This window comes from Methylobacterium hispanicum, from assembly GCF_022179285.1.
In the GTDB taxonomy this organism is placed as follows: domain Bacteria; phylum Pseudomonadota; class Alphaproteobacteria; order Rhizobiales; family Beijerinckiaceae; genus Methylobacterium; species Methylobacterium hispanicum.
In genome coordinates this window covers 191,348-203,398 of sequence record NZ_BPQO01000003.1, presented here as the reverse complement: position 1 = coordinate 203,398, position 12,051 = coordinate 191,348, and the positions used below count along the sequence as shown (strand labels likewise).

At 71.0% G+C, this 12,051-nt stretch carries 7 protein-coding genes, 1 tRNA gene and 1 pseudogene; 3 read left to right on the top strand and 6 right to left on the bottom strand.

The window, feature by feature from the left end:
- The first annotated feature begins 836 nt into the window (after nt 1–836).
- Nucleotides 837–2,111 carry a phosphoribosylamine--glycine ligase gene (purD, locus tag MFF56_RS04940; protein ID WP_066927106.1) on the top strand — a complete coding sequence of 425 codons (1,275 nt, stop codon included), beginning with the start codon at nt 837–839 and terminating at the stop codon, nt 2,109–2,111.
- 60 nt (nt 2,112–2,171) lie between these two features.
- Here purD and rlmB read toward each other — a convergent pair whose 3' ends face one another.
- On the bottom strand, nt 2,172–2,969 hold the full coding sequence (gene rlmB, locus MFF56_RS04935; protein WP_066927107.1) for a 23S rRNA (guanosine(2251)-2'-O)-methyltransferase RlmB: 798 nt from the start codon (nt 2,967–2,969) through the stop codon (nt 2,172–2,174).
- A gap of 120 nt (nt 2,970–3,089) precedes the next feature.
- On the opposite strand from rlmB, the gene MFF56_RS04930 reads away from it, so the two are divergent.
- Nucleotides 3,090–3,164, top strand: a tRNA-Glu gene (locus MFF56_RS04930).
- Between the two features lie 75 nt (nt 3,165–3,239).
- On the opposite strand, the pseudogene MFF56_RS32265 reads toward MFF56_RS04930, so the two are convergent.
- A pseudogene (locus tag MFF56_RS32265) lies at nt 3,240–3,596 on the bottom strand (methyl-accepting chemotaxis protein); the annotation flags it as partial.
- 43 nt (nt 3,597–3,639) lie between these two features.
- Here MFF56_RS32265 and MFF56_RS32070 point away from each other — a divergent pair.
- On the top strand, nt 3,640–3,771 hold the full coding sequence (locus tag MFF56_RS32070; protein ID WP_283207405.1) for a hypothetical protein: 132 nt from the start codon (nt 3,640–3,642) through the stop codon (nt 3,769–3,771).
- 1,020 nt (nt 3,772–4,791) lie between these two features.
- Here MFF56_RS32070 and MFF56_RS04920 read toward each other — a convergent pair.
- The 4 genes from MFF56_RS04920 to MFF56_RS04905 all read right to left on the bottom strand — a co-directional run bounded on the left by MFF56_RS04920 (nt 4,792) and on the right by MFF56_RS04905 (nt 11,841).
- Nucleotides 4,792–5,535 carry a transporter substrate-binding domain-containing protein gene (locus tag MFF56_RS04920; protein ID WP_066921620.1) on the bottom strand — a complete coding sequence of 248 codons (744 nt, stop codon included), beginning with the start codon at nt 5,533–5,535 and terminating at the stop codon, nt 4,792–4,794.
- Between the two features lie 186 nt (nt 5,536–5,721).
- A complete protein-coding gene (gene acnA, locus MFF56_RS04915) occupies nt 5,722–8,352 on the bottom strand; it encodes an aconitate hydratase AcnA (protein ID WP_066921622.1) in 2,631 nt (876 codons plus the stop codon).
- 123 nt (nt 8,353–8,475) lie between these two features.
- Nucleotides 8,476–9,795, bottom strand: coding sequence for an MFS transporter (locus MFF56_RS04910; RefSeq protein WP_066921625.1), 1,320 nt, complete (start codon nt 9,793–9,795; stop codon nt 8,476–8,478).
- A gap of 387 nt (nt 9,796–10,182) precedes the next feature.
- Nucleotides 10,183–11,841, bottom strand: coding sequence for a porin (locus tag MFF56_RS04905; RefSeq protein ID WP_238229622.1), 1,659 nt, complete (start codon nt 11,839–11,841; stop codon nt 10,183–10,185).
- Between the last annotated feature and the right edge of the window lie 210 nt (nt 11,842–12,051).

Below are 12,051 nucleotides of genomic sequence, written 5' to 3'. Positions count from 1 at the left end.
CCCGGCTTTCTGCGAAAGCAGACCTCTCCCTATGGGAGAGGGGACCCGCGCCTGACCGGGGTTAGGCTCGCTCGGCATATGCGATCGCCCTGCGGTGCGGGGGAGGAAGAGGCGGCTGCGATCGCGCGCCTTCTCTAAGACAAAAGTCTGGACATCTGAGAACAAAACAAGTACATACCTCGCACGCGCCGCCCCGGTGTCGCGGCGGGGCCTGCACCCCGCCGCGGCGCCGCAGCAGGGAGCCTGTACCGGATGACCGTCGGAGCGGGTGCATGGGCGGCGCGGCGGTTCCCGCGTCACCGGCCGGTCAGCCGGTGCCCCGGGCGCCTCTGCGCGACTCAGGGCCGTTCTCGGCCGCCAGCCCGGAGCAACACGGGACAGCGCCGACAGTCCGGCCTGCACAGGTCGTTGGAACCGATGCCGGGCCTACTACGAGGTCCGGTGCAGGACGCGTGAAGTCTGCCGAGCGGAGGGTGGGAGCGCCGGGCAACGGCATGACCCGCCCCCGCAAGATCGGGGTCGATGCAGGCGAGAGAGAAGAAACCGCGACGACAAGCCGGGCCGGACCGGGCGCAGACGCCTCTTCCGACCCGCGGGACGCCGGGGAACTCGGCATCCGTACGCACAACTCATGGGTTCCGCGGCGTCCCGCGTCTCCCTTCCGGCCATCCCTCCGGCGGTGCCACCCGCGCGGAGCTGAACGCGCGCGGACCATCCGGGGGCGGGCGCTCACGCTGGGGATACCCCGGAAAAACCGCCCGGATCGGGCCGGACGGCCCCGACGGGGCAGGTCCCCCCTTTCCCCGCGGCCGCTTTTCCGGGACAAGCGTCGACCCATGAACATCCTTCTGATCGGCTCCGGCGGCCGCGAGCACGCCCTGGCCTACGCGCTCGCCAAGAGCCCGCTCTGCGCCCGCCTGTTCGCGGCGCCGGGCAATCCCGGCACGGCGCGCCACGGCGAGAACCGGCCGGATCTCGACGTCGCCGACCACGCGGCGGTCCGCGCCTTCTGCGAGGCCGAGCGCGTCGGCCTCGTGGTGGTGGGGCCCGAGGCGCCGCTGGTGGCGGGCCTCGTGGACGACCTCGCGGCGGCGGGTATCCGCGTGTTCGGGCCGACGCGGGAAGCCGCCCAGCTCGAGGGCTCGAAGGGCTTCACCAAGGATCTCTGCGCCGCGTACGGCATCCCGACCGCCGCCTTCGCGCGCTTCGACGCCCTCGACCCGGCGCTCGACTACGTGCGGGCGCAGGGCGCGCCGATCGTGGTGAAGGCCGACGGGCTCGCCGCCGGCAAGGGCGTGACGGTGGCCGAGACCCTCGACCAGGCGGAAGGCGCGCTGCGCGCCCTCTTCGCCGAGCCCGGCGCCGCGGTGGTCGTCGAGGAATGCCTGTTCGGCGAGGAGGCGAGCTTCTTCGCGCTCTGCGACGGCACCCGGGCGATACCCTGCGGCACCGCGCAGGACCACAAGCGGGTCTTCGACGGCGACCGCGGCCCGAACACCGGCGGCATGGGCGCCTACTCGCCGGCCGCGATCCTGACGCCCGCGCTCGAGGCGGAGGTGATGGCGCGCATCATCGCGCCGACGCTGGCCGGCATGCGGGCGCGGGGCACGCCGTTCACCGGCATCCTCTACGCGGGCCTGATGCTGACCGAGGACGGGCCGAAGCTCATCGAGTACAACACCCGCTTCGGCGATCCCGAGGCGCAGGTGCTGATGCCGCGCCTCAGCTCCGACCTGGTGCCGGCCCTGCTCTCGGCCTGCGAGGGCGACCTCACGGGCGTCGCGCTCGAGTTCGACCCGCAGCGGGCGGCGCTGACCGTGGTGATGGCGGCGGCGGGCTACCCCGGCGCGGTGGTGCGCGGGTCCCTGATCCGCGGGCTCGACGCGGCGGAGGCCGACGGGGCGCTGGTGTTCCAGGCCGGCACCCGCCAGGACGGCGAGCGGCTCCTGGCGGATGGCGGCCGGGTGCTCGCCGTCACGGCGCTCGGCGACAGCGTGAAGGAGGCGCAGGCCCGCGCCTACGCGGCGGTCGCCCGCATCGACTGGCCGGAAGGCTTCTGCCGCCGCGACATCGGCTACCGGGCGGTCGCCCGCGAGCTGCTGGAGGGCTGAAGTCCCGGGGATCCCGAAGGGTGTCACACCCTTCGGCGGGGTCCGGGGGCAGAGCCCCGGTCAGCGCATCCGCAGCGCGTAGAGCGTGATCGCGGCTGCGTTCGAGACGTTGAGGCTGCGGATCTCGCCCGTGAAGGGGATGCGGGCGAGCACGTCGCAGCAGGTGCGGGTGCGCTCGCGCAGGCCCCGGCCCTCGGCGCCGAGCACGATGACCGCCGGGCGGGACGGCGTGACGGTGTCGAGATCGACCGCGGCCTCGGAATCGAGCCCGATCCGGGTGAAGCCGCGCTCGCCCAGCTCGATCAGCGCCTCGGCAAGGTTGCGCACGGTGACGAAGGGCACGTGCTCCAGGCCGCCCGAGGCGGATTTCGCCAGCACGCCGGTGGCGCCGGGCGCGTGCCGGGCGGTGGTGACGATGCCGGTGACGCCGAAGGCCGCGGCGGTGCGCACGATCGCCCCGACATTGTGCGGATCGGTGATCTGGTCCAGCGCCAGCAGCAGCGCGTCGTCCGGCAGCTCATCGAGCCCGGGGGCGGGCAGGGGCTCGGCCTCCAGGTAGAGGCCCTGGTGCACCGCGTCGGGCCCGAGCAGCGCGTTGATGTCGTGGGGCCGCACGAGTTCCGGCGTGATCCGCAGCGGGCCGAGCTCGGCCGCGAGGCGGGCGGCGGCGTTCTCGGTGGCCAGCAGGCGGTGCAGCCGGCGCCCGGCGTTGCCCAGCGCCTGCACCACGGGGTGCCAGCCGTAGAGCACGCTGACGCCGTCGGGCCCCGCGGGCCGCTGCGGGCGTCCGGGCCGCCGCCCCTGCGCCGGCCGCGGGACGCGGGGGCGGGCGGGCCTGTCGTCGCGCCGGGTGGTCATACGATCCTCGTCCAAACGGTCTCGTCCGCGACAAACCGGCCGCGGCCGCTTCCGTCAAGCCGCAAACGAACCGTTGCCCTCCGGGACGCACCCGCCTATAGAGGCCCCGGCCCAGCGCCAGCGCCCTTCGTCTATCGGTTAGGACGTCAGCCTTTCACGCTGAAGAGGCGGGTTCGACTCCCGCAGGGCGCGCCACTTGCGTACACCCTTCTGGGCCTCGACGGCGGCCTTCTCGGATTCGACGGCGGTGCGGGCGATCGTCTCGGCGCCCTTCATCACCTCGACCATGGCCGAGCGCACGCTGCCGAGCTGCGCCGTGATGACCTTGCCCTTCTCGACCTCCTGCAGGGTGCCCTCGGCCGAGCGGTTGATGCCGTCGGCGATGACCTTCACGTCCGCCTGGATGCGGCCGATGAGTTCCTGGATCTCCTGCGCGCTCTTCTCGGAGGTCTCGGCCAGCGTGCGGACCTCGTCGGCGACGACCGCGAAGCCCTTGCCGTGCTGGCCCGCGCGGGCCGCCTCGATCGCCGCGTTGAGCGCGAGCAGGTTGGTCTGGTCGGCGATGCGGGCGACGGCGCGGACGATGTCGCCGATATTGGCGGCCTGACGCTCCAGCTCGACGATCATCGTCACCGAAGCCGCCTGCCGGTCGGCGGCCGTCGAGATCGACATGATGCTGGCCGCGATCTGCTGGCCGACACCGGCGATCAGCCCCTGCAGGGCCTCGCTCTTCTGCCGCGACGTCTCCGCCTCGTTGCGCGCGGTGCCGATGACCTCGGAGACCACGGTGACGGCGCGCTGAGACTGCTCGGAGGCGCTGGCGGCCTGCTCGGCGCCGGCCGCGTTCTGCTCCATCGCGCGCCTCGGCCGCCGAGGAGGCCTCCGCGACACCGCTGGCGAGCTGGGCCGTGGCCGCGGCGATGCGCTCGGCCGCCTTCTGCTGCTTGGCGAAGGTGCGGGCCTTGCGCCGGTTCGCCTCGTTGAGGCGACCGAGCTGCTTCATCGCAGCCTGTTCACCGCCGCGCGCCAACGCCTGCGGCCCGGGCAGAGCCGCCTTCTTCACGAGAGCCATGAAGTCTATCCTCGGGAAAAACGATCTCGAGTATCGTCTTGGTGGATCAGACCAAGATGAGAGGCCTCTCGGACGCGAGGCGCATGCGTGATGTAGGTGTCCGGGTGCTCAATGCTTTCCTAAAGTACGCCTGGCGCTGCTAGCGCTTCCGGTTAGCTGCCGCGCGTGGCTGCCGTGGGTCGAAGGCTCGAGGCCTGTCGGAGTCGACGGGCTCGTCACACGGTCTCTCGTCCGACCCGTTGCCCCGTTCCGCGCACGATGCGTCGTGCCAGGCGATGCCGACGGGGACAGCGCGGGCCGCGCCTTCCCGGTCTGGAAACCGCGGCTGACGGAGGGGCGCGCGACCCGCCGGATCGAATCGGGGCCACCTCCATGACGAGCCTCTCTATGACGAGCCTCTACCGCGGACGCATTCCCTGCGTGAGAGTGCCGGCCGTGGCACGACCGGATGCGCGGACAGGACGGTCACGAGACCGGACGGTCAGGCCCTTCTCGGGTCATACGGTTTCCGGTTGCTTCGTTCGGGCACCGCAGCTCCCCCCTCTCCCGGCGCGCGGGGAGAGGCCTGTCCGCACCGTGCCGTGCGGACGGGAAGCGCAGGCGTAAGCCGGAGCGGCGGTGCGGGGGCGCGTCCGGAAGAGCCGCCCCCGTCGACGCCCCCTCACCGTCGCGTCGATCCCGCCGGGATCGCTACGCCGGCTTGCCGCGCCGACGACCGATGCGATCGACCGGGAACGGTATCACAGGCGGTCACGATCGATGTCCTGCCGCAACGACCGCCTCGTGCTGGCCGCTCCGCTCCAGCGAGCGGGCGACGAAACCGTCCTGCTTCAACGCCTCGATGAAGGCGTGGATGTAGCCGTCCGCCAGCGGGCGGCCCCGGGGAATGGCGATGGCCTGCCGGATCGCCATGAAGGATCCCGGCAGAACGCGGACATCCGTCCGTCCCCTGGCGCGGGCTTCGAGGGGCTGTCGGACGGATGCGACCGCATCGACATCGCCCCGTTCGAAGCGCTCCAGCGCCGCGGCCGAGGTCGGCGCGAAGACACGCTCGGCGGCCTTGAGGTGGCGGCCGAGATGGAGGTCGTAGGCGGTATCACGGCCGACCGCGATGCGGATGCCGGCCCGGTCGACGTCGTCGTTGCACGCGATGGTCGAGGTCGCGGGGACCATGTACGCCCCCTCGATGATCACGTAGGGCGGGCTGAACGCGATCGTCTCCGCCCGCAGCGGGTCGATCGCCAGGAAGGCCATGTCCCACGGACGGTCTCCGCCTAGCGCTTCGACCACCTTTCCGGCGGTGTCGTAGGTCGTGAACCGGACCGGGACCGCCAGACGCCGGCCCAGTTCGCGGGCCAGGTCCGCCGTGACGCCCGCGGGCGCCCCGTCCGGCCCCGTCTGGGCCAGGACGACGTTGCCGTAGTTGATCGCGACGCGCAGCGTGCCGGTCGGGGCGATGGCCCGCACGAGGTCGGACGGGGCGCACGGATCCATTCGCGAGTCCTGGTGAGGCGAGAGGTTCGGCGAGGCGAGAGGGTCCCCGAGGCCGGCGCGCGAGGCCCGGACCCGGACGGTTCGTGCGAGAGCCCGCTGCTTTTTCCGGAAACAGCAGCAGGCTCCAGGTTATTGTTTTCGCATGATTTTTGCGGGAAACCGGCTTCCACTTTCCCGCATCGTGCTCTAGGCCGCGCTCGTCGCGGGCCGGTCCGGCGCCGCCCCGAGGGACCGCTGCAGGATCAACGGGATGACGCCCCCGGCGATCAGAACCTCCACCTCCAGGCTCGTCTCGACGGCCGCCGCCGCGGCGAAGGCCTCGGTCGATCCCCCGGCCCGACGGATCGTGACGTCGATGGGGGCGTGGGGCGCCAGCCGCTCGGCAGGGGCCCTCACCTCCAGGCTGTCCCCGGGCCGCAACGCCAGGGTCGAGGGATGCAGCCCGGGCGGCAGGCGCAGCGGCAGGATGCCCATGTTGACGAGGTTCGAGCGGTGGATCCGCTCGAAGCTCGCGGCCAGCACGGCGCGCGCTCCGAGCAGGCTCGCCCCCTTGGCCGCCCAGTCCCGCGACGATCCCATGCCGTAGCGCTCGCCCGCGACGATGACGACGGATCGGCCCTCGGCCCGGTAGCGGGCGGCGGCCTCGTAGAGGGGCAGCACGTCGCCGGTCGGCGCATGGATCGTGCTGCCCGGCGGGATCGCGGGACCGATCAGGTTCTTCACCGTCTTGTTGGTGAACAACCCGCGCACCATCGCCTCCCAGTTGCCGCGCCGGGAGGAGAAGACGTTGAGGTCCCGCGGGTCTTCGCCACGCGCGATCAGGTAGGCGGCCGCCTCGCTCCCGGCCGGCACGGCGCCGGCGGGCGAGATGTGGTCGGTGGTGATGTCGTCGCCCACCACTAGGATCGCGTCGGCCCGATAGACGCCGAGGCGCTCCTCGCCCGTCACGGCCGCGAAGGGCGGGCGGCGGATGTAGGTCGAGGCCGGATCCCACGGGTAGAGCGGCGTGGCCGGCGCGTCGAGCTTGGCCCAGACCGCGTTGGCCTCGGCCGCGTCGTAGGCCGGCGCGTAATCCTCCGCGCGGGCGGCCCGGGTCATCGCCGCGTCGATCTCGCGGCCGCTCGGCCAGAGGTCGGCGAGGTGGATTGCGGTCCCGTCCCGTGCCGCCGCGATGGGATCCTGCAGGATGTCGCGATCCACGTCCCCCGCCAGCGCGTAGGCGATCACCATGGGCGGCGACGCCAGGAAGCCGGCCTCCAGCTGGGGATGGACGCGGCCCGGGAAGTTGCGGTTGCCCGACAGCACCGCCACCGGGAGGATGCCGCGCGCGGAGACGGCCTGCGTCACCGCGGCCGGCAGAGCGCCCGAATTGCCGATGCAGGTGGTGCAGCCGTATCCGACGATGCCGAACCCGATCGCCTCCAGATCCTCCAGCAGGCCGGAGCGACGCAGGTAGCGCTCGGCGGTCGGCGAGCCGGGCGCGAGGGAGGTCTTGACCCATCCCCGCGGCGCGAGGCCGAGGGCGCGGGCCTTGCGGGCGAGAAGCCCGGCCGCCACGAGCAGCCGCGGGTCCGAGGTGTTGGTGCAGCTCGTGATGGCGGCGATGGCGACGCAGGCGTCCGGGACCGGATCGGCCGGGGTGGGCGGCAGCGCGTCGGCGCGGCGCATCGGTGCGATGGCCGCCCGCGTCCTGTCGGGCGTGAGCAGGTCCTGGGGCCGGCGCGGCCCGGCGAGCGCGACCGTCACCGTGTCGAGATCGAGGTCGAGCACGTGGTCGTAGACCGGGCGGGCCTCGGGATCGAACCAGAGGCCGGTCCGCCGGGCGTAGGCCTCCACGAAGGCGGCGTGCTCGGCCGTTCGGCCGGTGGCGAGCAGGTAGGCGATCGTGCGGTCGTCGATCGGGAAGTAGCCGGAGGACGAGCCGTATTCGGGCGCCATGTTGGCCACGACCGATCGGTCGCCGGCCGAGAGCGTGGATACGCCGGGGCCGAAGAACTCGACGAAGCGCCCCGACAGGGCGATCGTGCGCAGCAGGCTCGTCACGCGCAGGGCCAGATCGGTCGCGAGCACGCCCTCCCGCAGCCGGCCGGTCAGGCGCACGCCGACCACCTCGGGGACCCGCATGGTGACCGGCATGCCGAACATCACGCTCTCGGCCTCCAGGCCGCCGACGCCCCAGGCCACGACGCCGATGCCGTTGATCATCGGCGTGTGGCTGTCCGTGCCGATCAGCGTATCGGGCACGGCCCAGACCGTGCCGTTCCGGGTCTCGGTCGTGGCGACGGTCGCGAGGCGCTCCAGGTTGATCGTGTGCATGATGCCGGTGCCGGGCGGATGCACCGTCACGTTGGAGAGGGCGCGCGTCGCCCACTTCATGAAGCGGTAGCGCTCCAGGTTGCGCCGCAGCTCGGCCTCCATGTTCCGCGCGAGCGCGTCGGGCGTCCCGAACACGTCGACGGCGACCGAGTGGTCCGTCGAGACATCCACGGGCAGGACGGGGTTGAGGCGGGTGGGATCGCCGCCCGCCTCCGCGAGCGCCGAGCGGGAGGCCGCGATGTCGACGAGCGCCGGACCGCAGGTCGTGTCGTGCATGAGGATGCGGCCGGGGTGGAACGGGATCTCGGCAGCACTCCGCCCGTCCGCCAGCCAGCCCGGGATCGCGTCGCGCGCCGGGTCGCCCGGGGCGGTCCGGCGCAGGAGGTTCTCCAGCAGGACCCGGTGCAGCCACGGCAGCCGCCCGAGGGCCGCGCCCGCGAAGGCGGGCAGATCGACCACGCGGCACGCGCGGCCGGCGAGGACGGTGTCGGAGACGGTCATGGACGAGACCTCTGGCGAAAGGGAGCGCTCTGCGGATGCGCCCGTCCGGATCCGGATCCGGACGGGCCGACGCGGCCCGGCCGGTGACGTCGTCTCACGGCGAGCGGCCGGGCGCGCGGAGTCTCAGGCGTGCGCGCCGGCGGGCGTGACGGCCGCGGGCCCGTTCGTCATCCGGACGAACCACGTCATCAGGAACGACACGAAGAGGAGCCCGGACAGGAAGATCAGACCGCCCAGCGCGCTCCCGGTCCAGTCCTTGATCGCTCCGATGGCGTAGGGCCCGACGAAGCCGCCGAGGTTGCCGATCGAGTTGATCGCCGCAATCGAGACCGCCGCGGTGGAGCGCGTGAGGAAGAGGCCGGGCAGCGACCAGAACGGGGACTTGAACGCGTAGATCCCGGCCAGCGCCACCGAGATCAGGGCGAGGCCCGCGACGGGCCCCGCGACGAGGCCCGTGCAGCCGAGCGCGACGGCGCCCGCCAGGAGGGGCAGCGCGGTATGCTTCTGCCGCTCGCCCGTCCGATCCGAGTTCTTGGACCAGAGCACCATCACGAGCGTCGCGAAGGCGTAGGGGATCGTGGCGACCAGGCCGACCTGGAAATGGGTGAGGTCGGTGGACATGCTCTTGATGATCTGCGGCATCCACATGCCGATGCCGAGATTGCCGACCTGGTAGACGAAGTAGATCGCCGACAGGAAGAGCACCTTCGGGTTCGTGATCGCGGCCCAGAGGCCGAGATGCTTGACGTCGCGCTTGGTCGCCTGCTCCTTGCGCAGTTCGCCGACCAGCCAGTCGCGCTGCTGCGCGCTCAGCCAGCGCGCCTGCTCGGGGCGGTCCGTCATGACGAAGTAGTTGGCGATGCCGGCGATCACGGCGGGCAGGCCCTCGATCAGCAGCATCCAGCGCCAGCCCGACAGGCCGAAGCCCGACACGTGATCCATGATCCAGGTGCTGAGCGGGGCGCCGATCAGGTAGGAGACGGGGATCGCCGCCGTGAAGAAGGCGACCGTCGTGGCCTGCTCCTTCGCCCGGAACCAGAAGGTCAGATAGATGATGATGCCGGGGAAGAAGCCCGCCTCCGCGACGCCGAGCAGGAAGCGCAGGATGTAGAGCTGCGTGGCGTTCTGCACGAAGGCCGTCAGCGTCGCGATGATGCCCCAAGTGATGAGGATCCGGGAGATCCACGCCCGCGCCCCGAACTTGTTCAGGGCGACGTTGCTCGGAACCTCGAACAGGAAGTAGCCGATGAAGAAGATCCCGGCCGCGAAGCCGAAGGCCTCGCTCGTGAGCGCGAGCTCCTTGTTCATCTGCAGGGCCGCGTAGCCCAGGTTGGCCCGGTCCAGGTAGGAGATGACGTAGAGGGCGAAGGTGTAGGGAATGATGCGCCAGAACACCTTGCGCGTGGTCGAGCGCTCGAGCGCTGCGTCGTCGGCTGCTGTCATCGTCTCCTCCCGGCTGCGGGTCGCTGCTCTGGGCTCTGAGTGGCCCATCCCGGTGTCGCGGTATCTACATTATATAGTCTTTAAATGCAATCGAGGGCGCGCCGTCCGCGCTTGCATTCGCGCGCCACGCTCCGCCCTCGCCTTGCGCAAACTTCGGAGCCGTCCGTTGGACAGAATCCGCCGCCCCGACCCGCGCGAAGTCCGAATGTCTTTTCTTGATATGAAATCCACATCGGTAGAACCGGCCAGGCCGGCGAACCGGGTCCCCCGCCCACGGGGCGCGGCTGGAGCCGTTCCCGATCGCGTTGCGATCGGGAACGGCTCCAACCTCTTGTCTGGACGCGCTCTCTCGCGCCGAACCGGCGTCCGCTTCGGCGCGAGAGCGCTCTAGAAGTCCCTCTGGACCCGCATGCGCGCCTGGAAGGCGTCGACGTTCGTGATCGTGCGGACCGGATTGGCCAGGTTGTTGACGTAGGCCGGGTTCTGCCCGGGCAACTTGTTCAGGTCGAGCACCCGTCCGCTGGTCACGCCGTACTGGAAGTAGGCGCCCTCCACGCCGATATCGAGGTCCTTGACTGGCGACCAGATCAAGCTCGCACCGGTGATGATCTGGTAGTTGTCCCGCAGGATATTGTTGAGCTGGTAGTAGCGGCTGCCCGGCACGCCGGGGCCCGTGCCGAGCAGCCCGAAGAACGACCCTTGCGCGAAGCGGGCGCCCGCGGCGAAGCTGTTCTCGCCGTAGGATCCGTAGAAGGCCGAGCGCCACTGCGGCGTCCAGTAGTGCAGCAGGGAGGCGACCACCGAGAAGCTCTCGCTCAGCGCCATCTTGTTCGTGAACGGGTTCAGCACGGCGTCGGTGAAGAACGGCGTGAATCCGGCGCCCTGGATGCCCGCCACGGCCTGGATGTAGGAGCCCGGCTGCGCCGACACGCCGGCGTAGAGCTGCGCGCCGTTGGCGTAGGCGCCCTGGAGGTAGAGGGTGTCGCCCGGCGCGATGAAGGGCAGGTTGATCTTCACGCCGCCCTGGACCGCCCACCCGTACTCGGTGGGCGTCCGGCCGATGCCGCGCTGGTTCGTGTTGCTGAGGGCGGCGCCGAGATTCGTGCCGACGAAGGTGCCCAGGGCGGCGTTGCCGACGTTCAGCTCGTGCACGGCGGCCGAGATCTGGGCCGAGCCCCAGGGCTGGTCGTAGCGCAGGACGCCGACGAAGTCGGGCATGCGGTTGCGCTCGATCAGATCGACGAAGCCGACGCCGGTCGGCAGACCGTCCGCGGAGTAGCCGACGAAGATCGGGGTCAGGGAGTTGGTCTGCGCGAAGATGCCGGCCGTCGAGTTTCCGGCCGCCGCCGCGGTCACCGCCGCGGCCTGGGCCGAGAAGATCGGCGTGCGGCGGAAGCTCGGATCCTCCATCGAGAGGGTCGCCGAGAAGCCGTTGCCGAGGGTGGCGGTGTAGGCCACGAGGTTGGTGGAGGCCGCGTCCGAGCCGGCGGTCGCACCGATCATCTCGAAGTCGTGGGCGTAGAAGTCGAAGAACGAGGACGCACGGCCCGCCGTGAAGCCGGCGAACTGCACGAAGGCCTTGTCCGTGTTGAAGTATTGCTGCACGCGGCCGAAGGCGTCGACGCCGGTGCCCGAATAGGCGTTGCCGATGCGGATCTGCGTCGTCGAGTGGAAGGTCGGGATGCCGGTGCGGCTCGCCGCCTCGAGGCGGAGGAAGGCGCGCAGCGTCCCGTAGTCGGTCTTGGTCCTGGCATCGAGGTTGATGCGGGCGAGGCCCCGGTAGCCGCTGTAATCGCCGCTCCCGACGCCGGTCGCCGTGCCGGGATTCCGGTTGTAGGGCCCCTGGACCCCGTACTCGAACCGCGCGCGGCCCGACAGGCGCAGGCAGGTATCGGTACCCGGGATGTAGAAGAAGCCGGCACCGTAGGTGGTGCAGATGCGGACATACTCGATCGGCACCGCCTTCTTCGTCGGCAGATCCGCCGCATAGGCACCGCTCACCCCAAGAACTGCCACCGACCCGAGCAGGATCCGCTTGGTCTTCATCACGTCAAACCCTCCAGTCGTCAGCCGCCCGCGTCTCACGGTTCGGCCAACCGCTCCCCAGACACAGTTGTCGGATGCACGCGTCGGCGCTGACGACGCACATTCGGAAGAACATTGATCTTCTTCAGGATTTTGATTTGATTCGATACAGCCAATCAAGACGATGTGGCTATAAAATCAGCTCTCTCCGGGCCGACAAAATTACGAATA

What these genes read in the sequence shown, in the direction of transcription:
- purD (WP_066927106.1), top strand. Translation starts at nt 837, where the DNA reads ATGAACATCCTTCTGATCGGCTCCGGCGGCCGCGAGCACGCCCTGGCC.
- rlmB (WP_066927107.1), bottom strand. Translation starts at nt 2,969, where the DNA reads ATGACCACCCGGCGCGACGACAGGCCCGCCCGCCCCCGCGTCCCGCGG.
- MFF56_RS32070 (WP_283207405.1), top strand. Translation starts at nt 3,640, where the DNA reads ATGATGCTGGCCGCGATCTGCTGGCCGACACCGGCGATCAGCCCCTGC.
- MFF56_RS04920 (WP_066921620.1), bottom strand. Translation starts at nt 5,535, where the DNA reads ATGGATCCGTGCGCCCCGTCCGACCTCGTGCGGGCCATCGCCCCGACC.
- acnA (WP_066921622.1), bottom strand. Translation starts at nt 8,352, where the DNA reads ATGACCGTCTCCGACACCGTCCTCGCCGGCCGCGCGTGCCGCGTGGTC.
- MFF56_RS04910 (WP_066921625.1), bottom strand. Translation starts at nt 9,795, where the DNA reads ATGACAGCAGCCGACGACGCAGCGCTCGAGCGCTCGACCACGCGCAAG.
- MFF56_RS04905 (WP_238229622.1), bottom strand. Translation starts at nt 11,841, where the DNA reads ATGAAGACCAAGCGGATCCTGCTCGGGTCGGTGGCAGTTCTTGGGGTG.